This is a genomic window from Streptomyces sp. 130 (genome assembly GCF_007096885.1).
GTDB lineage: Bacteria > Actinomycetota > Actinomycetes > Streptomycetales > Streptomycetaceae > Streptomyces.
On the sequence record NZ_VJNO01000046.1, the window covers coordinates 16,040 to 38,569 of the forward strand.

16 protein-coding genes are annotated in these 22,530 nt (G+C 73.5%); 11 read left to right on the forward strand and 5 right to left on the reverse strand.

Translation table 11 applies throughout. The features are described 5' to 3' along the window. Positions 1-167 precede the first annotated feature (167 nt). From FKN01_RS28230 to FKN01_RS28240, 3 genes are all read left to right on the forward strand, one after another. Positions 168-2,720: a S8 family serine peptidase gene (locus tag FKN01_RS28230; RefSeq protein ID WP_143625482.1), complete on the forward strand. Its 2,553-nt coding sequence runs from the start codon at positions 168-170 to the stop codon at positions 2,718-2,720. Beyond that, the gene (locus FKN01_RS28235; protein ID WP_143625484.1) at positions 2,720-5,668 is read left to right on the forward strand and encodes an FG-GAP-like repeat-containing protein; all 2,949 of its coding nucleotides are present in this window, start codon (positions 2,720-2,722) and stop codon (positions 5,666-5,668) included. The genes FKN01_RS28230 and FKN01_RS28235 overlap by 1 nt, the downstream gene beginning before the upstream one ends. A gap of 83 nt (positions 5,669-5,751) precedes the next feature. Beyond that, entirely contained in the window at positions 5,752-9,096 is a 3,345-nt protein-coding gene (locus tag FKN01_RS28240; RefSeq protein WP_143625486.1) for an AAA family ATPase, read from the forward strand. Positions 9,097-9,310: 214 nt separating this feature from the next. On the opposite strand, the gene FKN01_RS28245 is transcribed toward FKN01_RS28240, so the two are convergent. Next, the gene (locus FKN01_RS28245; RefSeq protein WP_143625488.1) at positions 9,311-10,969 is read right to left on the reverse strand and encodes an acyl-CoA dehydrogenase family protein; all 1,659 of its coding nucleotides are present in this window, start codon (positions 10,967-10,969) and stop codon (positions 9,311-9,313) included. A gap of 24 nt (positions 10,970-10,993) precedes the next feature. Next, positions 10,994-11,611, reverse strand: a complete 618-nt coding sequence (locus tag FKN01_RS28250; protein WP_143625490.1) for a TetR/AcrR family transcriptional regulator — start codon at positions 11,609-11,611, stop codon at positions 10,994-10,996. A 73-nt stretch (positions 11,612-11,684) separates the two neighbouring features. Here FKN01_RS28250 and FKN01_RS28255 point away from each other — a divergent pair, with 73 nt between their 5' ends. The 7 genes from FKN01_RS28255 to FKN01_RS28285 all read left to right on the forward strand — a co-directional run bounded on the left by FKN01_RS28255 (position 11,685) and on the right by FKN01_RS28285 (position 20,145). Then, a complete protein-coding gene (locus FKN01_RS28255; protein WP_143625492.1) occupies positions 11,685-13,205 on the forward strand; it encodes a class I adenylate-forming enzyme family protein in 1,521 nt (506 codons plus the stop codon). Between the two features lie 56 nt (positions 13,206-13,261). After that, positions 13,262-13,864 carry a TetR/AcrR family transcriptional regulator gene (locus FKN01_RS28260; RefSeq protein ID WP_143625493.1) on the forward strand — a complete coding sequence of 201 codons (603 nt, stop codon included), beginning with the start codon at positions 13,262-13,264 and terminating at the stop codon, positions 13,862-13,864. Between the two features lie 192 nt (positions 13,865-14,056). Further along, positions 14,057-14,980: a TauD/TfdA family dioxygenase gene (locus FKN01_RS28265; protein ID WP_143625494.1), complete on the forward strand. Its 924-nt coding sequence runs from the start codon at positions 14,057-14,059 to the stop codon at positions 14,978-14,980. 31 nt (positions 14,981-15,011) lie between these two features. Continuing rightward, the gene (locus FKN01_RS28270) at positions 15,012-16,313 is read left to right on the forward strand and encodes an MFS transporter (RefSeq protein WP_143625495.1); all 1,302 of its coding nucleotides are present in this window, start codon (positions 15,012-15,014) and stop codon (positions 16,311-16,313) included. A 36-nt stretch (positions 16,314-16,349) separates the two neighbouring features. Further along, positions 16,350-18,062, forward strand: coding sequence for an aldehyde dehydrogenase family protein (locus FKN01_RS28275; RefSeq protein WP_143625496.1), 1,713 nt, complete (start codon positions 16,350-16,352; stop codon positions 18,060-18,062). A 95-nt stretch (positions 18,063-18,157) separates the two neighbouring features. Next, entirely contained in the window at positions 18,158-19,648 is a 1,491-nt protein-coding gene (locus FKN01_RS28280) for an AlkA N-terminal domain-containing protein (RefSeq protein WP_143625497.1), read from the forward strand. Then, positions 19,645-20,145 (forward strand): methylated-DNA--[protein]-cysteine S-methyltransferase, encoded by a 501-nt coding sequence (locus FKN01_RS28285; RefSeq protein WP_143625498.1) that lies wholly within the window; start codon positions 19,645-19,647, stop codon positions 20,143-20,145. The genes FKN01_RS28280 and FKN01_RS28285 overlap by 4 nt, the downstream gene beginning before the upstream one ends. A gap of 67 nt (positions 20,146-20,212) precedes the next feature. Here the strand turns inward: FKN01_RS28285 and FKN01_RS28290 are convergent, their stop codons facing one another. Both FKN01_RS28290 and FKN01_RS28295 read right to left on the reverse strand, forming a co-directional pair. Then, positions 20,213-20,797 (reverse strand): TMEM165/GDT1 family protein, encoded by a 585-nt coding sequence (locus FKN01_RS28290; protein ID WP_143625499.1) that lies wholly within the window; start codon positions 20,795-20,797, stop codon positions 20,213-20,215. Positions 20,798-21,036: 239 nt separating this feature from the next. Next, positions 21,037-21,678, reverse strand: coding sequence for a class I SAM-dependent methyltransferase (locus tag FKN01_RS28295; RefSeq protein ID WP_143625500.1), 642 nt, complete (start codon positions 21,676-21,678; stop codon positions 21,037-21,039). Positions 21,679-21,718: 40 nt separating this feature from the next. Between FKN01_RS28295 and FKN01_RS28300 the strand changes: the two genes are divergently transcribed. Next, positions 21,719-21,919, forward strand: a complete 201-nt coding sequence (locus FKN01_RS28300) for a type II toxin-antitoxin system VapB family antitoxin (RefSeq protein WP_143625501.1) — start codon at positions 21,719-21,721, stop codon at positions 21,917-21,919. Positions 21,920-21,933: 14 nt separating this feature from the next. Here the strand turns inward: FKN01_RS28300 and FKN01_RS28305 are convergent, their stop codons facing one another. Next, entirely contained in the window at positions 21,934-22,425 is a 492-nt protein-coding gene (locus tag FKN01_RS28305; protein ID WP_143625502.1) for an NUDIX hydrolase, read from the reverse strand. Positions 22,426-22,530: the final 105 nt, after the last annotated feature.

A 22,530-nucleotide genomic window follows, 5' to 3' on the forward strand; every position in this document is an offset into this window, starting at 1 on the left:
ACGGACACATCGGCGCCTCAGGCGAACCGTTCGCGAGATTGGCCGAGAACAGTCTGTGAACCGGTTCGAACGGCGGGGAGATGGCGCCTGAATGGCTTGTAATGCCTGAGTAACGGCGCCCTCCTAAGGTGCGAGCTCCCCCGTACAGTTCCTGGAGGAGCATCTTGATGCACCTGTCCCGATCGCCCCGGCGGAGAACCGCCGCATGGGCGGCAGCAGCGCTCACCATCACGGGCCTGCTGACCGGCGCCCCGTCCGCCGCCGCGGCCCCCGGCCCGACCGCCCCGGTCGACTCCGCCCTGCTGAAGGCCGTGGACAAGGGCGGCGAGAGTTCGTTCTTCGTCGTCCTCAAGGACAAGGCCGACCTCACCTCCGCCAAGCGCGAGCACGGCCACGCCGCCCGCGCGAAGTCGGCGTTCAACGAGCTGAAGACCAAGGCCCACGAGAGCCAGCGGTCGCTCAACACCTTCCTCGACAAGAAGAAGGTCGGCCACGAGGGTTTCTGGATCGCCAACGCGGTCAAGGTCACGGGGGACAAGGACCTCGTCGAGCAGCTCGCGAAGCGCACGGACGTCGAGCGGATCGTCAAGGAGCAGCACTACAAGCTCGACGACATCGTGTCGCAGCCCACGGCCGCCCAGACGAAGGCGGCGGTGAAGGCCGCCACGAAGGCCCAGGCGGCGGAGGAAGGCGCCCCCGAGTGGGGTGTCAAGGACATCAAGGCCGACCGGGTCTGGGACGACTACCAGGACCGCGGCGAGGGCATCGTCATCGCCAACGTGGACTCGGGCGTCCAGTTCGACCACCCGGACCTGGTGGACAACTACCGGGGCAACAACGGCGACGGCTCCTTCACCCACTCCTACAACTGGTACGACGCCAGCGGCCAGTGCCCGACCGACGCGCCCTGCGACAACAACGGCCACGGCACCCACACCATGGGCACGATGGTCGGCAAGAACGGCGTCGGCGTCGCCCCCAACGCGAAGTGGATAGCCGCCAAGGGCTGCGAGTCGGACCTGTGCGCGGACGCCAACCTGCTCAAGGCGGGCGAGTGGATTCTCGCGCCGACGGACGAGAACGGCCAGAACCCGCGTCCGGACCTCGCACCGAACATCGTCAACAACTCCTGGGGCGGTGACGGCACCTTCTACACGGAGATCCTGAACGCCTGGAACGCCGCGGGCATCTTCGAGGCGTTCGCGGCCGGCAACGACGGTGACGGCTTCACCTGCTCGACGACCCACCCGCCGGGGGCGCAGGCCGAGTCCTACGGCGTCGGCGCCTACGACGTGAACGGCAAGATCGCCGACTTCTCCGGCTTCGGCCCCTCGCCGGTCGACGGCTCGGCCAAGCCGAACATCTCCGCGCCGGGCGTCGACGTCCGCTCCACCTGGCCGGGCAGCGCGTACAACACCATCTCCGGTACGTCGATGGCGACCCCGCACCTCGCGGGCGCGGTGGCCCTGCTGTGGTCCGCCGCCCCCTCGCTCATCGGTGACATCGACGCCACCCGCGCCCTGCTGAACGAGGGCGCGACCGACGTGGACGACACCCACTGCGGCGGCACCGCCGAGATGAACAACGTCTGGGGCGAGGGCAAGCTCGACATCCTCGCGTCCGTCGACAAGGCCCCGCACACCGCCGCGACGATGACCGGCAAGGTCACCAGCAAGGCCACCGGCGCCGCCCTGTCCGGCATCACCATCGAGGCCACCGGCGCCACCGGCACCCGTACGGTCAGCACCCACGCCGACGGCACCTACCGGTTCACGCTCGCGCCGGGCACGTACTCCTTCGAGCTGAGCGGCTACGGCTACGCCCCGGCCACCGTCTCCGACGTCACGGTCACCGCGGGCCAGGCCCTCGGCAAGGACTTCTCGCTCGACGCGGTCCCCGCGCACAAGGTCTCCGGCAAGGTCCTCGACGTCCAGGGCCGCCCGCTCGCCAAGGCCACCGTGCAGGTCGCCGGCTCCCCGGTGCCCGCGGTCACCACCGCCACCGACGGCACCTACACCCTGCCGGCCGTCTCCGAGGGCAGCTACACCCTCACCGTGACGCCCGCCGCTCCGGTCCTGTGCAACGGCGTCTCGCGCGGCGCCCTGACCGTCGACGGCGACAAGACGGCGAACGTGAAGCTCCCGAACCGCACGGACGCCTACGGCAACACCTGCACCCCGGCCACGTACTCCTGGATCAAGGGCTCCACCAAGGTGGCGCTCACCGGTGACGAGGACGCGAAGACGGTCTCGCTGCCCTTCCCGGTCAAGCTGTACGGCGTCTCGTACACCAGCGCCTCCGTCTCCACGAACGGTCTGATCAACTTCCTGGAGCCGCGCATCGGCGACTACGCCAACGTGGCGCTCCCCTCGGCCGCCCGGCCGAACGGCACCGTCGCCGCCCTCTGGGACGACCTGCTCCTCGACAAGAAGTCCAGCGTGCAGACCGCGGTCAAGGGCTCGAAGGGCAACCGCTCCTTCGCCATCGTCTGGAACAACGCCGCCTACGCCGACGGTTCCGGCGACCGCGCCACCTTCGAGGCCGTCTTCGACGAGGCCACCGGCTCGGTCACCCTCCAGTACAAGTCCGTCGCCGACCGCGGCGCGGGCGCCACGGTGGGCATCGAGAACCAGACCGGCGACGACGCCCTGCAGTACTCCTTCGACCAGCCGGTCCTGACCGCCGGTTCGGCCGTCCACCTCGCGCAGGAAGACAAGTGATGAGAGCCCACACCTCGCGGCGCGCCCTGCGCCTCGCCTCCGGACTGGTCGCGGCCGGCCTGGCCCTGACCGCCGCCCCGCACGCCCTGGCCGCCGACAGCGGTGACGGCACCCACGGCATGCGCCTCACCAGCGCCCAGGCCAAGAAGCTGACGGACCGCCTCCAGGTCGACCTGTACGGCGACGACGCGGTCGGCATCGACACGAGCGACCCGGCGAAGGTCACCGGCACCACCGGCGGATCGCACCCGGACGCCGCCGCCAAGAGCGCCGCTCCGCAGGACGCCACGACCGAGGCCGCCGCCAACGTCACCATGACGTCCACCTCGTCCGTCGAGGGCGTGAAGGGCTTCGGCGCCACGATGCCCGCCGACAGCAAGAACGGCGACTACTTCACCCTGCACAGCCTCGGCCACGTCGCGCGCTCCACCGCCGACGGCACCGAGCAGTGGTCCCGTACCGCCACGTCGCTGTACGCCGACTGGGGCGTCAAGCCGCTCCGGGCGTGGGACAGGGAGCTGTACCCGCCGCTCGTCCAGATGGGCTACAACGCCGTCAGCCCCTTCACCCCCGCCTCCGACCAGGGGTACGGCACCGGTGACCTGTCCGGTGACGGTGTGCCGGATGTCGTCTTCTCGGCCAGCGTGGGTGAGAACCCGCCGTCCGGCGTCACCATCCCGGGCACGAAGATGACCTCGGGCACGATCGTCACCATTCTCGACGGCAGGACCGGGAACACCCTCTGGTCGAAGTTCTACTCCTACGCGACCATGGTCCAGGTCGTCGACGGCACCCTGCTCGTCGGCAACGCCCCGCGCATGAACGGCAGTGCCTCGACGTCCGAGACGGCGCAGCTGACCGGTACGCGCTTCTCGTACGCCGACGGCAAGCTGACCGAGTCCAGCACCTGGACGTACGACACCGACGAAGTCCAGCCCGCCACCTGGGGCGCGCTCCAGGACCTCGGCAACGGCAAGGTGGCCGTCTCCTGGGACCTGCGGAAGACGGAGATCACCACCGCGCGCGGCCGCACCCTCGTACTCGACGTCAACGACGGTTCCGTCGTCTGGCAGCAGGACAGCGCGCTTTACAGCCGGCAGCTGCGCATGGACGCCGGGCGCAACCAGCTCGTCGCCGTGGAGCAGACCGACCCCAACGACGAGATCCGCTACGAGATCGTCGCCTACGACCTCGGCGACGGCCGCCGTACCACCCTGGACAGCCGCGTCAACGTGCTGCCCACCGCCTTCACGGTCGGTGACCTGACCGGCAACAAGAAGGCCGAGTACGCCGTCAGCGAGTCCTCCCTGACGGACAGCCTCTTCGTGAGCGCCAGCACCATCCGCGTCCTGGACGGTGCGGACCCGGAGACCGCGCTCTGGCAGCACACCACCAAGCGCGGCGCCGACAACCCCCAGAACGGCCCCAGCACCTGGCGGCTCGACGTCGTCAACAAGAAGCTCGTCGCCGCCGCCCAGGACGACTCCGGGATCGGTACGGCCGCGAACGTGAGCGGGCGCTACGCGTCGCTGACGGTCTTCTCCGGCAAGGGCAAGGTGCGCTGGCAGACGAAGGGTGCCACCGCGTCCCCCACCTTCCAGGACGTCTTCAAGGACAAGAGCGGCCGCCACATCCGCGTCGTCGACGGGGACCAGAACGTCCGCACGTACGACTTCAAGGACGGCGCCGAGCAGCGGCTCACACCGCTCCAGGCCGACATGGCGTACGCGCAGAGCGTCGACGTCGACGGCGACAAGAAGGCCGACTTCGTCGGTGGCGGCAACGCGCACGGCGTCTGGGCCTACTCCGGAACCTCGCTGCTGAACGGCAAGCCGAAGAAGCTGTGGCAGGCCGCCCTCCCGGGTTCGGTGCACCGCATCGAGACCGCGGACGTGACCGGGGACAAGCAGCCGGAGATCGTCGTCGCCGCGGACAGCGCCGTCGTCGTGCTCGACTCGCGGACCGGCGACGTCCTGACGACGATCGACGGAGGCGGCCAGTACGTCCGGTCCGTCGTGCTCAGCGACGTCAACGGTGACAAGAAGGCCGACATCCTCGTCCCGACCGACGCGCTGCGCGCCTACAAGGGCAACGGCAGGGCGCTCTGGACGTACTCCGCGCCCGAGAGCGCCGGCGACGTCAGCTTCTCCGACCCGTCGACGGGCGACGGCCAGGTGTACGTGCAGTACACCAGCGCCGACTCCATCGAGCTCGACGCCCCCGTCATGAGGGCGGTACGGCTCGACGCGAAGACCGGGGCGGAGGGCTGGTCCATCGAGCCCAAGGCCCCCGCGAGCGCGCAGGACGGCAAGCTGCGCGGCGGCATCCTCGACCACGCGGTGTACGCCTCGCCCGAGATCCCCTACGCCGACGGCCACGCCGTCGTCTACACCTGGATCGCGTGGGCGCCCCTGGGCGCCAACGGCTCCGACGCGCTGCTCCCGTACAACGTCATGGAGATCCGCGACGGCCGCACCGGCGAGATGCTGCACCGCACCTACATGGGCGGGCTCTGGACGCACGGCAACTACTTCGACGGTGACGGCACCCTGATGCAGGCCGGCGCCGCGACCGTCCGGTCGTTCCTGCCGGGCGGCGAGGACCACACGCTGTTCCTGACGCCGGACTCGCGGTCCGGTGGCTGGCTGACCGCCCCCGGCGGCCAGAGGGTGGTCGTCACCGGTGTCCAGGGCGGTGTCTACCTCTGGGACCCGAGCCTGCTCGACGGCGAGATGCCGTACCCGGACGCGCTCGGGCGGACCGCCGGCACCGGCTCCTTCTCCGCCCGCAACTACCTCGCCGCCGACTTCGACGGTGACGGGGTCGACGAGGTCGTCACGCTCAACTTCGACGAGCGGGGCGCGGACCAGTCCGCCGAACTCGTAGGCGGCCGCTACCTCATCCAGAGCGACGGGACGCCCAAGATGGCGACGTACAAGCTCTCCTGAGCCCGTCTCCACCGTGTGAACCACAGGACCCTCCGGGCACCGCCCGGAGGGTCCTCAGCGCGTCCGGTTAAAGTGGCGCCCTCATGAACGCGCGCCAGACAGCGGGCACCGGCCCGACAGCACCACTGCTCCGCATACGCCTCCTCGGTGGCTTCGACGTCACTCGCGACGGCGGCCCCGCGCCCGCCGCCCGGTGGCCGAGACTCACCGCTCAGGCGCTGGTGAAGCTGCTCGCCGTCGTCCCCGGACACCGGCTCCACCGCGAGCAGGTCATGGACGTCTGCTGGCCCGACTCCGACCCCCAGGCCGCCCAGGGCAGCCTGCGCGTCGCCCTCCACGCCGCACGCCGCGCCCTGGAGCCCGAGCTCGCCTCGCGCGCCGCGTCCTCCTACCTCGTCTCGGACGGGCCCCTGCTCTGCCTCGACCCCCGCACGGTCCGGGTCGACGTGGACCACGCCGAGGACGCCGCGCGCGCCGCCCTCGCCACCGGTGACGAGGCCGCCCTGGCCCGGGCCCTGGAGCTGTTCTCCGGCGAGCTGCTCCCCGACGACCGCTACGCCGACTGGGCCGAGGGCCGGCGCTCCGAACTCGCCGAGCTCAAGGAGAAGCTGCTCCTCGGGCTCGCGGCGGCCCGGCTGGAGGCGGGCGCCGCCGAGGAGGCCGTCGCCGTCGCGGAGCAGGTCCTCGCGGCGAACCCGGCCGAGGAGCCGGCGCACCAGATCCTCATCGACGCCTACACCCGGCTCGGGCTGCGCCGCCGCGCGGTGCGCCAGTACCACGTCTGCCGGACGGCCCTCGACGCCGAGCTGGGGGTCCGGCCGGACCCGGAGACCGAGCGCCTGCACCGCGCGGCCCTCGCGGCGGAGCCGGCCGGACCGCCGACCGCGCCCGCCCTGCCCGCCTCGCTCCGGACCCCGGCCGCCACCCCGCTGCGCGGGCGCGCCGCCGAGCTGGACCGGCTGCTCGCGCCGGACGGAGCGCCGGTCGTCCGGGTGCTCACCGGAGAGGCCGGAGTGGGCAAGACCCGGCTGGTCGCCGAGGTGGCCCGGCAGGCGGCGGCCTCCGGCACCGCCGTCCTGTGGGGCGGCGGGCACGACGCGGAGGGGCACACCCCCTACGGGGCCTTCGCCGAGGCGCTGGACGGCTGGCTCGCCGAGCGCGACGAGGCGGAACGCGCCCGCGTCGGCGGCGAGTATCCCGAACTGGCCGCCTTCCTGCCCGCCCTGGGCCGGGTCCGCGCCGACTCCGAGCGCAGCCCCGAGGAGGAGCGCGACCGCCTCTTCCGGGCCACGGCCGGCCTGCTCGGCGAACTGGCCTCCGTGCAGCCGGTGCTGATCGTGCTGGACGACCTGCACGCCGCGGACCTGGGCTCCTTCCAGCTGCTGAGCCACCTGGCCCGGCGGGCGGCGCAGACCGAGGGCTGGCGGTTCCTCGTGACGTACCGCGAGGAGGAGATTCCCGACGGCGACCCGCGCTCCGCCGGCCTGTCCTCCCTCGTCCGGCAGGGCCTCGCCGCCCGCGAGGACGTCCCGCGCCTGGACCAGGAGGCGTGCCTCGCCGTCGTACGCGACACGGTCGGGCTGACGGCCGCCCCCGCGACCGGCGCCCCGGACCGGATCTGGGAACTGTCCCTCGGCAACCCGCTGTTCGCCGTCGAGCTGGCCCACGGCATGGCCGACGGCGCCGGGACCGTGGCCCCGGACGGGGTCCGGCAGCTCGTCGCGGACCGGCTGGCGCGGCTCGATCTCGACACCCGGAGAATCGTCGAGGCGCTCTGCGTGGCCGGACCGGAGACATCGTTGTCGGAACTGCTGGACGTCGCCGCCCACGGGCTCGACCCCGCCGTCACCGGGGGCGCCGCCACCGACGCGCTGGAACGCGCCATGGCCGCCTCGCTGATCGAGGAACGGGACATCGTGGTGGACGGCCGGCCGGAGGCGGGGCTGACCTTCCGCCACCCGCTGGTCCGCCTCACCTGCTACGAGAAGCTCTCCGCCGTCCGCCGCAGGCAGCTGCACGGCGCCTTCGCCCAGGCGGTGCTCCGCCGCCGCCCGGACGCCGTGGACACCCTCGCCTCCCACTTCACCCGCGCCGACGACCCGCGCGCCGCCGAATACCTGCGCCGCGCCGCCGCACGGGCCGCCGCCCTCTTCGCCAACGACACCGCGGACCGCTACTACCGCGACCTGGTCGCCCGGCTCGACGTGGACGCCGCCCGCGCCCGCCTCGCCCACAGCCAGGTGCTGCGTCGCATGGGAAACTTCGCCCAGGCCGCCGAGGTGCTGCGCCTCGCCCTGGACGAGTTCGTCCGGCGCGGCGACCACGAGGACATCGTGCTCGCGGCGGCCTGGCTCGCCGACACCCTCGGGCGCACCGGCCTGCCCGAGGCCGGCCGGGAGGTCCTGGCCGCGCACCCGGTCACCGGCTCCACCCCGCCGGAGGCGGCCGCCGGCCACTTCCTGGCCCAGGCCGTGCTCTGCCGCGTCCAGGGGCGGTATGAGGAGGCGCACGCCGCTTCCCGGCAGGCCCTGGAGGCCGCGCGGCCGGTGACCGGACGGGCGGGGGAGGGCCTGCGGGCCAGGGCCCACTCGCAGCGGGCCAGCATCCTCGGGCTCAGCGGCCGGCTGGACGAGGCCCACGAAGCGGCCCGCCTCGCCCTGGAGTCGGCCGAGGCGTACGGCGACCCGACCCTCCTCGGGCAGTCCCTGTCGACGCTGCGGGAGAACCAGCGGCGCGGCGGCCAGTTGCACCGGGCGGTGGCCACGGGACAGCGGGCCCTCGACCTCGTCGAGCAGTCGGGCGACCTGGCCGGCGCCGCCTTCGAACGCGCCAACCTCGCCGAACTGCGGCTCCTCCTCCTGGAGTCCGGCACCGCGCGCACCCTCGCCGAGGCGGCGGTCGCGGGCGCCGAGCAGGCCGACGCCTGGTGCCTGCCCTACACCCTGGCGGCGCTCGCCCTGGTCCGGATGCGCACCGGGGACGCCGCGGGCGCCGCCGCGCTGCTGGACCGCGCCGAGTCGTCGCCGGGGCTCGTGGACCGGCAGGCGGGCCACGAGGTGCGGGCGGCCCGCGCCGAACTCGCCCTGCGCGACGGGTTGCCCGGCCAGGCGCGGCGCGCCCTGGAGGGCCATGAGCGGGACGTGCCGGTGCTCACGGCCTGGGCCCGGCTGCACAGTGGCCGCCCGGGACCGGCGCGCCGGCTGGCGGCCGACGAGGTCGCCCGTGCCGCCCGGACGGGCGAGCGCATCGCCGAGGCGGACGCGCGCACGGTCCTCGCCCTGGCCCTGCACCGGCTCGGTGACGCCGACGCGGCGCGCGAGGCGCTGGCCCGTGCCGATGACCTGGCGCGGGCTCTGCCCTACCCGGCGGGCGCGGTCCATGTGACCGAGGTGCGGGCGCTCATGGAAACGGAGCCGGACGCCCGGTAGCAGGAGGACGGTCCGGCTCCGTTCAGGGGCGCCCTGGCCCTGCACCGGCTCGGTGACGCCGACGCGGCGCGCGAGGCGCTGGCCCGTGCCGATGACCTGGCGCGGGCTCTGCCCTACCCGGCGGGCGCGGTCCATGTGGCCGAGGTGCGGGCGCTCATGGAAACGGAGCCGGACGCCCGCTAGGAGGGGGCGGTCCGGCTCCGTTCAGGGGTGCTTACGCGGGCAGCCGCTCCAGCAGACCCGCGAAGTCGGTGTCCGGCGCCAGGGTGCCGAAGGCGAGCCCCCGGTCCCCGGCCAGCCGCGAGGCGCAGAACGCGTCGGCGACCGCCGCCGGCGCGTGCCGGACGAGCAGCGAGCCCTGGAGCACCAGCGCCGCGCGCTCGATGAGCCGACGGGCCCGCAGCGGGGCGTCCTCGGTGAGGACCAGCTCGCCGCGCAGCTCCCGCCAGGCCGCGTCCAGCCGGCGGTCCGCCCCCGAGGCGGCCTCGACCTCGGCGCGGAAGGCGTCCAGCGACTCCGGCTCCCGGGCCATCGCGCGCAGCAGGTCGAGCGCGTTCACATTGCCCGAGCCCTCCCAGATGCCGTTGAGCGGCGCCTCCCGGTACATGCGCGGCATGCCCGACTCCTCGACGTAACCGTTGCCGCCGAGGCATTCCAGCGCCTCCGCGACCGCGACCGGCTGGCGCTTGCACACCCAGTACTTGGACACCGCCGTGGCCAGCCGCAGGAACGCCCGCTCGCCGGTGTCGCCGCGCTGCGCCCGGTCGGCGGCGCCGGCGAGGCGCAGCCCGAGCGTGGTGGCCGCCTCGGACTCGACCGCGAGGTCGCCGATCACATTGCGCATCAGCGGCTGGTCGATCAGCTTGGCGCCGAACACCGAGCGGTGGCGCACGTGGTGGGCGGCCTGGGCGAGCGCGGCGCGGATGCCGGCGGCCGAGCCGATGACGCAGTCCAGGCGGGTCATCGTCACCATGTCGATGATGGTGCGCACGCCCTTGCCCTCCGGGCCGACGAGCCAGGCGACCGTGTCGTCGAACTCGGGCTCGCTGCTGGCGTTGGACCGGTTGCCGAGCTTGTCCTTGAGCCGCTGGATGCGGAAGGTGTTGCGGCTGCCGTCGGGCAGGACGCGCGGCACCAGGAAGCAGGACAGGCCGCCCGGCGCCTGGGCGAGGACCAGGAAGAGGTCGTTCATCGGGGCGCTGGTGAACCACTTGTGCCCGCGCAGCCGCCAGGTCCCGTCACCCGCCTCGGTGGCCACGGTGCTGTTGGCGCGCACATCGGTGCCGCCCTGCTTCTCCGTCATGCCCATCCCGGCGAGCAGGCCAGGCTTCTCGGCGGGGGTGCGCAGCCCGGCCTCGTACACCCGGCTGGTCAGCAGCGGTTCGTACGTCTTCGCCAGGTCGGGGGCGTGGCGCAGCGCCGGGACGACGGCGTACGTCATGGAGACCGGGCACAGGTGGCCCGCCTCCAGCGTCGACATCACCATGAAGCCGGCCGCGCGCGCCACGTGTGCGCCGGGGCGCTCGTCGGCCCAGGCGGCGCCGGCCAGGCCGGCGCTCACCGAGGCGTTCATCAGGTGGTGGTAGGCGGGGTGGAAGTCCACCTCGTCGACGCGGTGGCCGTAGCGGTCGTGGGTGCGCAGCACGGGCTCGTTGACGTTGGCCTGCTCGGCCCACTCCTGGGCCTGCGCACTGCCGACGAGGCGGCCGAGCCGGTGCAGGTCCTCGGTGTGCCACTCGGCGCCCTCGCGGCGCAGGCCCTCCAGGAGCACCGCGTCGTCGGCCACGTCGTGCCCGGTCAACGGCGGTGCCTGGTTGGTCACTTCGTGGGTCGCGGCCGAGGGGGTGCTGCGGGGAGCGGTGGTGTCGGGCACGGGAACCTCCTGGTGGGAAGGGTGTCAGGGCTGCTGTGCGGGCGGGGCGCCCGCGCAGCGCAGGGCCATCGCGACGAGTTCGGTGAGCAGCGTCTCGGCGGTCTCGCCGTCGCCGGCGCCGAGCGGATCGACCAGGACCTCGCCGACCGCGCCGGTGAGCGCGGCGGCGGTGATCTCGCCGTTCTGCGCGGGCAGCAGACCGTCCTCGATGCCCTGCTGGACGACATCGGCGAACAGGGCGCGGTAGCGGCGGCGGTATGCGAGGCGTTCGGCGCCGACCGCCGGATCGGCCGGGGCGGCGAGCAGCGCGTAGGCCAGGCCCCGGTTCTCCAGGGCGCGGCGGGCGAAGACCTCGACGCCCCGGGCCAGCCGCTCGACCGGTGTCCCCGGCTCGCGCAGCACCTCGCCCAGGACCTCGACCTCACGGCCGGCGGCCCGCCGGAACACCTCGACGGCCAGGGCCGCCTTGGACGAGAAGTGCTGGTAGACGGAGCCGGCGGCGATGCCGGCCGAGTCGGCGACGGCGGTGACCGACGCCTGCGACCAGCCGACCTCCGTGACCACCGAGGTGGCGGCGGCGATCAGATGCTCCCTGGCTGCTTCGAGCCGACTTATTTCGGCTGGGGTCTTGCGGTAGGCCATGAAAGAAGTGAACCATCATTCAGAGTTTCCCACCATGGTCCGTTCGCACGGTCCGGCTCGTCAGGAGAACGTGATGCACCTCAGTAGCCTGCTGGACAGCGCCGTCCGCTCGGCCGGCGACCACGAAGCGGTCGTCTACCGTGAGCAGCGGTGGTCCTACCGGGAATTCGCCGACGCGGCCCGCCGGGCCGCGACCGTGCTCCGGGAGGCCGGGCTCCGGCCCGGCGACCGGCTGGCCGTGATGACGCACAACACCCCGGCCTTCCTGTTCGCCGCGTTCGGAGCCTGGTACGCGGGCGCCACCCTGGTCCCGGTCAACCACAAGCTCCAGACCGCCGAGGTGGCACGCCAGCTGGCCCACTGCGGGGCCAGGATCGCCGTGGTCGACGCGGAGATCGGGGAGCGCGCCACCGCCGCCGACGCCGGGGCGACCTGGCTGGTCAGCCACCCCGACGCCACGCCCGAGGCCCTGCCCGCCGACGCGTTCGAGGCGCGGATCGCGGCAGCCGAGCCGTGGACCGGGGAGCCGGGGACGGATGGCGAGGTCGCGCAGATCCTGTACACCTCGGGCACCTCCGGCACGCCCAAGGGCTGCGTCCACACCCACCGGACGATCACCCTGACGGCCGCCTACACCGCCGCCGCCATCCCGCTGCGCCGGGACGAGCGGTTCCTGATCTGCATGCCCGTCTGGCACGCCTCCCCGCTCAACAACTGGGTGATGGGCACGCTGCTGACCCGCGGCACGCTGGTGCTCCAGCGCGAGTACGAGCCCCGGGGCATGCTGGAGGTCATCCAGCGCGAACGGGTCACCGCGATGTTCGGCGCCCCGATCGCCCTGATCGCGCCGACGCAGGCGGTCCCCGACTTCGCCTCGTACGACCTCTCGTCCGTGCGGGCCTGGATCTACGGCGCGGGACCGCTCGACGCGGACACCGCGCGCCGCCTCATGAAGGCGTACGGCTCCGAGAACTTCCACCAGGTGTACGGGATGAGCGAGACGGGCCCCGTCGGCGCCTCGCTCCCGCCCGCCGAGCAGGTCGCCAAGGCCGGTGCGATCGGCCGGGGCGGCATGCCCGGGGTCGAGCTGCGGGTCGTCCGCCAGGACGGCGCCGACGCGGGGGCGGGGGAGACCGGCGAGATCTGGCTGCGCTCCGACACCCGCATGGTCGGCTACCTGGACGACGAGAAGGCCACCGCCGAGGCGTTCGCGGGCGACTGGTACCGCAGCGGCGACCTGGGCCGGGTCGACGAGGACGGGTTCGTCACGGTCGTGGACCGGATGAAGGACGTGATCATCACCGGCGGCGAGAACGTCGCCTCGCAGGAGGTGGAGGGCGCCCTGCGCGGCCACCCCGACGTCCTGGACGTCGCCGTCGTCGGCCGGCCCCACCCGCAGTGGGGCGAGACCGTGGTCGCCGTCGTCGTCCCGCGCGAGGGCGCCTCGCTCGGCCTGGAGGCCGTCCGCGCCTGGCTGGAACCCCGGATCGCCCGCTACAAGGTGCCCCGCGAGCTGGTCCTGCGCCCCGCCCTGCCCCGCACCCCGTCCGGGAAGATCACCAAGCACGTGCTGCGCGACGAGCTGGCGCGGTGAGCCCGGGCCCGCACCCCCGCGGCCGGGAGCGGGCCCGGCCCGCGTAGGGTCGGGGCATGGCCGACGAACAGGTGACCAGGGCGCGGCGGGGTCCCGGCAGACCCCGCGAGGAGCGCGTCACCCGGGCCGTCCTCGACGCCGTCGTGGAGCTGGTGACGGAGAACGGCATGGGCGCCCTGACGATGGACGCGGTGGCGGCCCGGGCCGGCGTCAGCAAACCGGCCATGTACCGGCGTTGGGCCACCAAGCAGGATCTCGTCCTGGCCGCCGCCGAGTCCCGGATCGGGCCGCTGACCGTCCCCGACATGGGCGACTTCCGGGCCGAGCTGCGCGCCGTGCTGACGGCGCGCATGGAGGCGTACCGGCAGCCGGGCGTCTCGCGGCTGCTCGCCGGAGTGATCGGCTCGGCGTCGGAGGCGGGCGCCGAGCCGGGCGCGTACCGCGCCTACACGGCCCGCGTGATGAGCGAGACCCGCCACCTCCTGGAGCGCGGTGTGGCGCGCGGCGACGTCCGGGCCGACGTCGACATCGCCGCCGCCGCGACGCTCGTCGCCGCCTCGCTGGTCTTCCGCATGGTCGGCGAACAGCGCCTGCCGGACCAGCGGTTGGTCGACTCCGTGGTGGACCTGATCGGCCGCGCGGTCGCCGCCCCGGCGTAACGCCCCCCGCTCGTGACCCGGTTCCCCGCCGGGCGCTTCGGCATGCCCGCGCACCGGTCCGGCCGTCACGGACCCACCCCCGGACGGTCACCGGATCCGCCGGCAAATCAACCCGCCACACCCCTTGCCCCGCCGCCCGGCTATATCGATACTGCTCGTTACGTAATTAGCGCACCGCCGGGAGGAACACCCATGCAGACCGCTGTCACGAACCCCAAGCCGGTCCTGGACAAGCCGCTCATGCACTACGGGAGCCGGACCCTCGAACGGCTCGCGCCCGGCGCCGAGCCGGCCACGTACCGGCAGATCGAGATCAGCCCGCTCACCCCGCACTTCGGCGCCGTGCTCGGCGGGGTCGACCTGACCCGCCCGATCACCGACGAGCTCGCCGAGGAGCTGCGCCAGGCGCTGCTGGAGTGGAAGGTGGTCTTCTTCCGCGCGCAGACCGGCTTCACCGCCGACCACCAGCTCGCCCTGTCCGGCGTCTGGGGCCCGCCCGAGCCCAACCCGTTCTTCCCGAAGACCGGGACGGCCGGCGTCTCGCGCCTCGCCAAGGACGCCAAGGCCGCGGGCAACAAGAACATCTGGCACAGCGACCACTCGTTCATGGTCAACCCGGCCCTCGGCTCCGTCCTGCGCGCCGTGGAGGTGCCCGGTGCGGGCGGCGACACGATGTGGGCGGACATGGCCGCCGCGTACGACAACCTGCCGGACGACCTCAAGGCACGGATCGAGGACCTCACCGCCGTCCACGACTGGGCACCGAGCTGGGGCGCCCTGATGAACGACGAGCAGAAGGCCGAGTTCCGCAAGTCCTGGCCCCAGGTCGAGCACCCCGTCGTGGTCCGCCACCCGCGCAGCGGCCGCAAGACCCTCTACGTCAACGAGCCGTTCACCACCCGGATCAAGGGCCTGTCCGACGCCGAGAGCCGCGAACTGCTCGACATCCTGGTCCTCCAGGCCCGCATCCCCGAGTACCAGGTCCGCTTCCACTGGGAGGCCGACTCGATCGCCGTCTGGGACAACATCGCCACCCAGCACTACGCGATCAACGACTACTTCCCGCAGCGCCGGATCATGGAGCGCATCGCCATCGCCGGCGTGCCGCTCTCCTGACCCCCTCCGCACCCCCTTCCCAGGAGATCCCATGACCGCGGCACCGATCGAACGGCCCCAGCACCCCACCGCAGCGGTGGCACCCGCCGGCACCCGTAACCGGGCCTGGACGGTGACCGTGCTCCTCGTGGTCTTCATGATGGTCAACTTCGCCGACAAGTCCGTGCTCGGCCTGGCCGCCGACGAGATCCGCGCGGACCTGCACCTGAGCGCCACTCAGTTCGGCCTCGTCAACGGCGCGTTCTTCCTGCTCTTCTCCGTCGCCGCCGTCCTGGTCGGCCTCGCCGCCGACCGGGTCCCGCCGAAGGTCCTGCTGCTGCTCATGGCGCTGCTCTGGTCCGTGGCCCAGGTGCCCGCCGCGATCGGCGGCGGCCTCGCCGTCCTCGTCGCCTCCCGGGTCTTCCTGGGCGCGGCCGAGGGCCCGGCCTTCCCCGTGGCGCAGCAGGCCACCTTCGCCTGGTTCCCGAACGACCGGCGCAACCTGCCGGGCGCCCTGATCACCCTGGGCGTCACGCTCGGGGTGATCACCTCCGCGCCCGGCCTGTCCTGGGTCATCCAGCACCACGGCTGGCGCACGGCGCTGTGGGTGCTGGCGGGCGTGGGCCTGGTCTGGGCCGCCCTCTGGCAGGTGCTCGGCGCGGACGGCGGACACCGCGTCGGCACCGCCCGAACGCCGGTGCGCGAGGAGGCGCCCGCCGCCCGGGCCTCCTACCGCGCGATCCTCACCAGCCGCACCTGGATCGGCGCCACCTTCGCCTACTTCACCAGTTACTGGACCGTCGCCCTCATGCTGGTCTGGCTGCCGTCCTACCTGCGCAACGCCCTCGGCTACACGGCCGGCGAGGCGGGCACCGTCGTCGTCGCCCCGTGGACCATCGGCGCCGTCGTCCTGCTCGCCCAGGCCGGTGTCACCGGACGGCTGATGCGGCGCGGCGTCGGCAGCCGCCGCGCCCGGGGCTGGGTCGGCGGCACACTCCTCGCGCTCGGCGCCCTGTGCTGCCTGGCCGTGCCGCTCGCGGACGGCTCCACGGCCAAGACCGTGCTCATCGCCCTCGGCTTCGGGTTCGGCGGCTCGTACGCGGCCGTCGCGGCGACCACCGTCAGCGAACTCGCCCCGGCGAACAGGGCCGGCGGCGCGCTGGGCGTCATGAACGCCCTGGTCACCATGGCCGGCCTGGCCGCCCCGGCCGTCGTCGGCGCCCTCGTCGACGCCCAGGGGACCGGCGGCTACCAGAACGCCGTCGTGCTCTCCGGCCTCCTCCTCGTCCTGGGGGCCGCGGCATCCTTCTGGCTCATCGACCCGGCCCGCGACGCCTCCCGCCCGACCCCCTGACCCTCCCCCCACCGCACCCACCCAAGGAGCCCGCCCGTGAGCGCCGCCCCCGCACTCGACAACAGCTCGCTCGACCTCGCCGTCGCCGGCCTGCGCGACCGGGCCGGCACCTGGACCGCCACCCCGCTCACCGAACGCGTCGCCCTCCTGGAGCGGATGCTCCCGCGCATCGCCGAGGCCGCCCCCGCCATGGTCGCCGACGCCGCCGCCGCGAAGGGCTACGCCGCCGACTCGGCCTGGGCCGCCGAGGACTGGGTCACCGCCCCCTGGGCGCTGGCCCAGACGGTGAGCGCCTACCTCCACGTGCTGCGCAGGCTGGCCGCCGGACAGGACCCGGTCTGCCGCGAGGCCGTCCGCGAACGCGCCGGACGCGTCCTGGTCGACGTCTTCCCGGCGACCGGACCGGACCGCCTCCTGCTCAACGGGTTCACCGCCGAGGTGTGGACCCTGCCCGGGACCAGCCGCGCGCAGGCGCTGGCCGACGCGGCGGGGGAGTACCGGGGCCGGCCGGGCCGCCCGGCCGTCGCCCTGGTCCTGGGCGCGGGCAACGTCCCCGCCATCACCCCGCTCGACGTCCTGCACAAGCTGTACGCGCAGGGCGAGGTCGTCCTCGCCAAGATGAACCCCGTCAACGCCTACCTGCGCCCGCACTTCGAGAAGGTGTTCGCCGAGTTCGTGGAGAAGGGCTGGGTGCGCTTCGTGGACGGCGGCGCCGAGACCGGTGCCTACCTCACCACCCACGACGGCGTCGACACCATCCACGTCACCGGCAGCGAGCGCACCCACGACGCGATCGTCTGGGGCACCGACGACCAGGCCGAGCGGCGCAGGAGCGAGGACACCCCGCTCAACGACAAGCCGTTCACCAGCGAACTCGGCGGCGTCAGCCCCTGCGTCGTGACCCCCGGACCGTGGAGCGCGGCGGACTTCCGCTTCCAGGCCGAGCACATCGTCACCAGCAAGATGAACAACTCCGGCCACAACTGCGTCGCCAGCCAGATCCTCGTCGTCCCCCGCGAGTGGGACGGCACCGAACGGCTGCTCGCCGAGATCCGCCGGGTCCTGCGCGAACTGCCGCCCCGCGCCGACTACTACCCCGGCGCCGCCGACCGGCTCGGGGCGGTCGTCCGCGCCCACCCGGACGCCGAGACCCACGGCGAGGGCGCCTGCCGCCTGCTCGTCCCCGACATCACGGACGAGGGCGACCCGATGCTGGACATCGAGGTGTTCGCCAGCGCCCTCGGAGTCGTACGCCTGCCGGGCGCCGACGCCCCCGCGTTCCTGCGCGCGGCAACGGAGTTCGCCAACGACCGGCTGCCCGGCACCCTCGGCGCGACCCTGCTGGTCCACCCCCGCACCGAACGCGCCCACCGCCGCGCGGTCGAGGAGGCGGTCGCCGGCCTCCGCTACGGCACCCTCGGCGTCAACTGCTGGTCGGCGTTCGGCTTCCTCCTCGGCTACACCCCCTGGGGCGCCTTCCCCGGACACAGCCGCCAGGACATCGGCAGCGGCGTCGGCTTCGTGCACAACGCGTTCATGCTGGAGCACGTCGAGAAGACGGTCGTACGCGCCCCCTTCGCACCCGCCCCGCGCGGCCTGTTCACCGGCTCCCCGTCCCTGTCCCCGCGCCCGCCCTACTTCGTCACGAACCGCACCGGCCGCACGACCATGGAACGGCTCACCGCGTACACGGCCGATCCGAGGGCGACCCGGCTCCCCGGGATCTTCGCCTCGGCTCTGCGGGGATGAGACAGCCGGCATGGGCGCCGGGAACCTCCAGGCAGCCCGACGCCCATGTCGGATTTCCGCCAGCCACGGCCCCGCCGGTGGCCCATCCTTGAACCATGCACACCGACACCGAGCGCTGCGTCCGGGCGGTCCGGTCCAAGGACGCCCGCTTCGACGGCTGGTTCTTCACCGCCGTCCTGACCACCCGGATCTACTGCCGCCCGAGCTGCCCCGTCGCGCCGCCCAAGGCCGAGAACATGACGTTCTACCCGAGCGCCGCCGCCTGCCAGCAGGCCGGGTTCCGGGCCTGCAAGCGGTGCCGTCCCGACACCAGCCCCGGGTCCCCGGAATGGAACGCCCGCGCCGACTCGGTGGCCCGCGCGATACGGCTCATCCGCGACGGCGTGGTCGACCGCGAAGGCGTCCCCGGCCTCGCCGCCCGCCTCGGCTACTCACCCCGCCAGATCGAACGCCAGCTGCTCGCCGAACTGGGCGCCGGACCGCTCGCCCTGGCCCGCGCCCAGCGCGCCCAGACCGCACGCGTGCTCATCGAGACCACCGCGCTGCCCATGGCCGAGATCGCCTTCGCCGCCGGGTTCTCCTCCGTGCGCACCTTCAACGACACCGTCCGCGAGGTCTTCGCCCTGGCCCCCGGCGAACTCCGCACCCGCGCCGCCCGCACCGCGACCCCGCCCGCCGCCCCGGGCGTCATCACGCTGCGCCTCCCGTACCGCGCCCCGCTCAACCCCAGCAACCTCTTCGGCCACCTCGCCGCGACCGCCGTCCCCGGCGTCGAGGAGTGGCGCGACGGCGCGTACCGCCGCACCCTCACCCTGCCGCACGGCCACGGCATCGTCGCGCTCACCCCGCGCCCCGACCACATCGCCTGCCGGCTCTCCCTCACCGACCCGCGCGACCTGACCCTCGCCATCAGCAGGTGCCGCTGGCTCCTCGACCTGGACGCCGACCCGGTCGCCGTGGACGAGCAGCTGCGCACCGACCCGCTGCTCGCCCCGCTGGTCGACGCAGGCCCGGGCCGCCGGGTGCCGAGGACCGTCGACGGCGCCGAATTCGCCGTCCGCGCCGTGCTCGGCCAGCAGGTGTCCACCGCCGCCGCCCGCACCCACGCCGCCCGCCTGGTCACCGCCCACGGCATCCCGGTGGACGACCCCGAGGGCGGACTCACCCACCTCTTCCCGGACCCCGAGGCGCTGGCCGGACTCGACCCCGAGCAGCTGGCCCTGCCGCGCAGCCGCCGCCGCACGCTCACCACCCTCGTCCAGGCCCTGGCGGACGGCTCGCTGCGCCTCGGCCCCGACTCCGACTGGGAGCGGGCCCGCACCGAACTGGCCGCGCTGCCCGGATTCGGCCCCTGGACCGTCGAGGTCATCGCGATGCGGGCCCTCGGCGACCCGGACGCCTTCCTCCCGACCGACCTCGGCATCCGCAGGTCCGCCCAGCACCTCGGCCTGCCGTCCACCCCGGCCGCCCTCACCGCCCGCGCGGCCGGCTGGCGCCCCTGGCGGGCGTACGCCGTCCAGTACCTCTGGACCGTCGACGACCACCCCATCAACCACCTCCCGGACACGGAAGGAAGTGCCCCGTGACCCGGCAGCACACGGTCACCGACAGCCCCTACGGCCCGCTCACCCTCGTCGCCACCGACGGGGTCCTGGCCGGCCTCTACATGACCGGCCAGCGCCACCGGCCCCCCGAGGAGAGCTTCGGGGAGCCCGACCCCCGCCCCTTCCCCGAGGCGATCCGCCAGCTCGACGCCTACTTCGCCGGCGAACTGCGCGACTTCGACCTGCCGTTGCACCTGGACGGCACCCCGTTCCAGCGCAGTGTCTGGGAGCAGCTGCGGCTCATCCCGTACGGCGAGACCCGTACGTACGGCGAACTCGCCGAGCACCTCGGCAAGCCCGGCGCCTCCCGGGCGGTGGGCCTGGCCAACGGCAAGAACCCGGTCGGCATCATCGTGCCCTGCCACCGGGTGATCGGGGCCTCGGGCGGCCTCACCGGCTACGGGGGCGGGCTGGACCGCAAGCAGCGCCTGCTGGCGTTCGAGAACGGCACGCAGGAGAGCACCCCGGCGCTGTTCTGACACGTGAGCGGCGACGGGCCCCGCACACGCTCGTGCGGGGCCCGTCGCCGTACAGCCTTCCGGCGGCTCAGCCGGTGAAGATCTCGGTCACCGTCCAGATCGCCAGGCCCAGCATGCACAGCCCGCCGATGCGCTGCACGGTCTTCAGCGGTACGCGCTTCGCGATGAACCGGCCCGCGAGCAGCGCCAGCGCGGAGACGGACATCAGGGCGGCGGCGGAGCCGATCGCGGTCGACCAGGTGCCGTTGCTCGCCGCCAGGTTGGCGGTCGTGATCTGCGTCAGGTCGCCCCACTCGCTGATGAACACCGCCATGAACGCCGTCGAGTACACCGGCCAGAAACCGGTCACCGTCTTCGGGCCCGACTCGTCGTCCTCGTCGTCCCCGCCCCCGCGCAGCAGCATGAACGCGCCGAAGGCGAAGAGGCAGGCCGAGACCAGCTTGACGATCCAGTCGGGCAGCAGACCGAGCAGCCCGCCCGCACCCACGGCGATGGCCACATGCACGATGAACGCGGACGAGGTGCCGAACCAGACGTAGAGCGGGCGCATGCGCGTGCCCATGGCGAGCGACGCGAACATGGTCTTGTCCGGGAGTTCGGCGAGGAAGATCAGCCCGAAAGCGGTGATGATCGCCAGGGGGTCGAGATGCATTCCGGGTGGCTTTCTGTACGAGCCGGGCACCGGATCTCCGCGAAGTGCCGGTCGGCGTTTCGGAGGACCACTCGGCCCGGCATGACGGCACCGCCCACGGGGCGTGGGCGTGTCATACCTGACCGAAGGTCTCGCCCACCCGTGATGATCCACGAGCCCGGCCACCGGGAACCGCGAGGCTCCAGTGTGTCGACGACCGGTTTGCGGGGCTACTCCCCTTCGCAGCCGTCCACACTACCTCACGCGCCCGGCCGCCGTGCGAGCAGGAAGGCCTGCGGGGTGCGCTCCTCCGGGTCCGCCGCCCGCACCAGCCGGGCCCGCACCTCCAACCCGGCACCTTCGAGCAGCCCGGCCACCCGGTCCGGGTCGAAGCGGTACACGTCCAGGTCCACGGGGTGCCCGTACGCGTGCTCAAGGCGCACGCCCTCGCCGCCGCCCGCCTTGAAGGCGATGAGCAGGTGGCCGCCCGGGGCCAGGACCCGGCGGAACTCGGCGACGTACGGCCCGAGCTCCAGCGGCGGCGTATGGACGAGCGAGTACCAGGCGACCGCCCCGCCCAGCGAGCCGTCGGGCAGGTCGAGCGCGGTCATCGTCCCCACCTCGAAGCGCAGGTCAGGGTGGCGCCGCCGGGCCTCGGCGACCATGCCGGGCGAGAGGTCGACGCCCCAGGCGTCGAGGCCCAGGCCGTGCAGATACGCGGTGACCCGCCCCGGCCCGCAGCCGAGATCGGCGACCGGCCCGCCGCCGCCCGCCTCCACATACCCGGCGAACGCCCCGAGCACGGCCCGGTCCAGGGGTTTCGCGGCCAGCTCGTCCGCGAGGAGCGCGGCGTAGTCGGCGGCGACGGCGTCGTACGAGGCCCGGGTGGCGCGGAGAGTCATGCCCGGGACCGTATCGGGGCGGCGGTGCTACCGTCGCGCCATGGCGAAGACAGCGATCAGCCTCGACGCGGAACTCGTGGTGGAAGTGATGGTCCTCGCGGGCGTCGGCAACCCGCAGGACGCGGTCGAACTCGTCGTACGCGACTACATCGCGCGCGGCCACCGCACCGAGGCCCGGGTCGCCGCGCGCGACGAGACCAGGCGCGAGGACGAGACCCGGCCGTCGGACACCCAGGGCTGACCGGGCGGTCCGCCTCAGCCCACCGGGCGGCCGTCCTCCAGCTCCACGGCACCCGTGCCGGACGCCAGAGCCGCGAGCGCCGCGTGCATGCGCCCGGCGCGCGCACCGGTCAGGTACCGGTCGATCTCCGCCGGCTCGACCAGCTTCCACGACAGCAGCTCCGACTCCTGGAGCCGGATCGCCTTCAGCTGCTCCTCGTCCAGCACCCCGCCGTCGTACACGTACGCCACGATCGGCGGCCGGTCGCTGCCGCGCGCCCAGTCCACGGCGAGGAGCCGCCCCGGCTCGATGTCCAGCCCGATCTCCTCCAGCGACTCGCGGCGCGCGCCCTGCCTCGGACCCTCCCCGTCGGCCGACTCGACCGTCCCGCCGGGCAGCGTCCACCCCTCCCGGTAGCTCGGCTCGACCAGCAGCACCCGGCCGCCCGCGTCCCGGAAGACGCAGGCCGCACCGACGAGGACCTTCGGAAGACCGGCGATGTACGTGGCGTAGTCAGTGGTGGTCATACGGTCAGCCTAGGCCCACTTTGATCGATCAGACCATGGGCAGAGAGGGGGTCCGGCCGATAGGGTCGGGGCGGCGCGACTGCCTGTTCGAATGCAAAGGGAATC

Excerpts from the sequence above, each read along its gene's own strand:
- FKN01_RS28260 (WP_143625493.1), top strand. The coding sequence starts at position 13,262 with ATGGCCGACGAACAGGTGACCAGGGCGCGGCGGGGTCCCGGCAGACCC.
- FKN01_RS28265 (WP_143625494.1), top strand. The coding sequence starts at position 14,057 with ATGCAGACCGCTGTCACGAACCCCAAGCCGGTCCTGGACAAGCCGCTC.
- FKN01_RS28255 (WP_143625492.1), top strand. The coding sequence starts at position 11,685 with ATGCACCTCAGTAGCCTGCTGGACAGCGCCGTCCGCTCGGCCGGCGAC.
- FKN01_RS28240 (WP_143625486.1), top strand. The coding sequence starts at position 5,752 with ATGAACGCGCGCCAGACAGCGGGCACCGGCCCGACAGCACCACTGCTC.
- FKN01_RS28300 (WP_143625501.1), top strand. The coding sequence starts at position 21,719 with ATGGCGAAGACAGCGATCAGCCTCGACGCGGAACTCGTGGTGGAAGTG.
- FKN01_RS28290 (WP_143625499.1), bottom strand. The coding sequence starts at position 20,797 with ATGCATCTCGACCCCCTGGCGATCATCACCGCTTTCGGGCTGATCTTC.
- FKN01_RS28305 (WP_143625502.1), bottom strand. The coding sequence starts at position 22,425 with ATGACCACCACTGACTACGCCACGTACATCGCCGGTCTTCCGAAGGTC.
- FKN01_RS28230 (WP_143625482.1), top strand. The coding sequence starts at position 168 with ATGCACCTGTCCCGATCGCCCCGGCGGAGAACCGCCGCATGGGCGGCA.
- FKN01_RS28250 (WP_143625490.1), bottom strand. The coding sequence starts at position 11,611 with ATGGCCTACCGCAAGACCCCAGCCGAAATAAGTCGGCTCGAAGCAGCC.
- FKN01_RS28280 (WP_143625497.1), top strand. The coding sequence starts at position 18,158 with ATGCACACCGACACCGAGCGCTGCGTCCGGGCGGTCCGGTCCAAGGAC.
- FKN01_RS28235 (WP_143625484.1), top strand. The coding sequence starts at position 2,720 with ATGAGAGCCCACACCTCGCGGCGCGCCCTGCGCCTCGCCTCCGGACTG.
- FKN01_RS28295 (WP_143625500.1), bottom strand. The coding sequence starts at position 21,678 with ATGACTCTCCGCGCCACCCGGGCCTCGTACGACGCCGTCGCCGCCGAC.
- FKN01_RS28270 (WP_143625495.1), top strand. The coding sequence starts at position 15,012 with ATGACCGCGGCACCGATCGAACGGCCCCAGCACCCCACCGCAGCGGTG.